Below are 1,961 nucleotides of genomic sequence, written 5' to 3' on the forward strand. Positions count from 1 at the left end.
GCGGCGGCACCGGGCGGCGACACCGCCGCCGGGCGGGCCGCCTGCCAGGGAGCGGAACCCGGGGCCGGCCCCGGGTTCCGCTCCGTCTCCCCCACCGCACGGAGTGGGACACGCACAGGACGGTGCCGTCCTCGGGCGGGAGCCCGCCCCCGGTGGACGCGGCCGGCGGGCCGCGCCGGAAACGGGAACGGCCCCGCCCTGCCGGCCGGACTCAGTTCGGTGTGACCAGCAGGACCTTGCCGATGTGGCCGCTCTCCTCCACGACCCGGTGGGCGGCGGCCGCGTCCGGCATCGGGATCTCGCGGTCGATGACCGGGCGGACATGGCCACCGGCGACGAGCGGCCAGACGTGTTCGCGTACGGCCGCCACGATCGCCGCCTTCTCCTCCAGGGGCCGGGCGCGCAGCGAGGTCGCGCTGATGGCGGCGCGCTTGCCGAGGAGGGCGCCGATGTTCAGCTCCCCCTTCACCCCGCCCTGCATCCCGATGATGGCGAGCCGGCCGTTGACGGCGAGGGCCTGGACGTTGCGGTCCAGGTACTTGGCGCCCATGTTGTCGAGGATCACGTCCGCGCCCGCGCCGTCGGTGGCCCGCTTCAGCTCGGCGACGAAGTCCTGCTCGCGGTAGTTGATCAGGATGTCGGCGCCGAGCTCGGCGCAGCGCTCCAGCTTCCGGGTGGTGCCGGCGGTGACGGCGACCCTCGCCCCGACGGCCTTCGCGAGCTGGATCGCCATCGTGCCGATGCCGCTGGAGCCGCCGTGCACGAGGAGGGTCTCGCCGGGGCGGAGGTGGGCGACCATGAAGACGTTCGACCAGACCGTGCAGACGACCTCCGGGAGCGCCGCGGCCTGGTCGACGGTGAGGCCCTCGGGGACGGGCAGGAGCTGTCCGGCCGGGACGGCGACCTTCTCCGCGTAGCCGCCGCCGGCGAGCAGCGCGCAGACCTCGTCGCCGACGGCCCATCCGCTCACCCCGTCACCGAGCGCGGCGATCCGTCCGGAGCATTCGAGACCGGGGTGGGGGGAGGCGCCGGGCGGGGGGTTGTAGAAGCCCTGCCGCTGGAGGATGTCGGCGCGGTTGACGGCACCGGCCACCACCTCGACCAGGACCTCGCCGGGACCGGCCACGGGGTCGGGGACCTCGTCCCACACCAGCGCCTCGGGCCCACCGGGTTCGGGAATCGTGATCGCATACATGAGGGGGACGGTACTCCTGGGGTGCGGGAGGCCCGGTGCACCGCGTCCTACGACCCGGGTCGCCCCCTTCTCGGTCGTAGGACCGGTCCTGGCGGAAATCCCCGTGCGGGAGCGATGAGTTTGCGCGACGGTGAGGGTCTGTCCATGCGTAGCCCAAGCACGCGGAAGGACCCGAAGCATGAGCACGCAGACGTCCGCCCTGGCGATCGAGACCGCGGGCCTGGTCAAGACCTTCGGTGAGACACGGGCCGTCGACGGTGTCGATCTCGCCGTGCCGGCCGGCACGGTGTACGGGGTCCTCGGACCGAACGGCGCCGGCAAGACCACCACCGTGAAGATGCTCGCCACCCTCCTGCGGCCCGACGGCGGCGAGGCCCATGTCTTCGGGCACGACATCGTGCGCGAGGCCGACGAGGTGCGCGGCCGGGTGAGCCTCACCGGCCAGTACGCGTCCGTGGACGAGGACCTCACCGGCACCGAGAACCTGGTCCTGCTGGGCCGGCTCCTCGGCCACCGCAAGCCCGCCGCCCGCACCCGCGCCGCCCAGCTCCTGGAGGCCTTCGGGCTCACGGACGCGGCCGGGAAGCAGGTCAAGCACTACTCCGGCGGCATGCGGCGCCGTATCGACATCGCCGCCTCCATCCTCAACACCCCCGACCTGCTGTTCCTCGACGAGCCGACGACCGGCCTGGACCCGCGCAGCCGCAACCAGGTGTGGGACATCGTGCGCGCGGTCGTCGCCCAGGGCACGACGGTGCTGCTGACC

2 protein-coding genes are annotated in these 1,961 nt (G+C 73.5%); one reads left to right on the forward strand and one right to left on the reverse strand.

Annotated elements, in window-relative coordinates:
* Positions 1 to 211 precede the first annotated feature (211 nt).
* Positions 212 to 1,195: an NAD(P)H-quinone oxidoreductase gene (locus B7767_RS22240; RefSeq protein WP_085573753.1), complete on the reverse strand. Its 984-nt coding sequence runs from the start codon at positions 1,193 to 1,195 to the stop codon at positions 212 to 214.
* A gap of 178 nt (positions 1,196 to 1,373) precedes the next feature.
* On the opposite strand from B7767_RS22240, the gene B7767_RS22245 reads away from it, so the two are divergent.
* On the forward strand, positions 1,374 to 1,961 hold a 588-nt coding region (locus tag B7767_RS22245), incomplete at its 3' end, for an ATP-binding cassette domain-containing protein (RefSeq protein WP_143652581.1).

It is taken from the genome of Streptomyces sp. 13-12-16 (genome assembly GCF_002114215.1).
Classification (GTDB): domain Bacteria; phylum Actinomycetota; class Actinomycetes; order Streptomycetales; family Streptomycetaceae; genus Streptomyces.

Excerpts from the sequence above, each read along its gene's own strand:
- B7767_RS22240 (WP_085573753.1), bottom strand. The coding sequence starts at position 1,195 with ATGTATGCGATCACGATTCCCGAACCCGGTGGGCCCGAGGCGCTGGTG.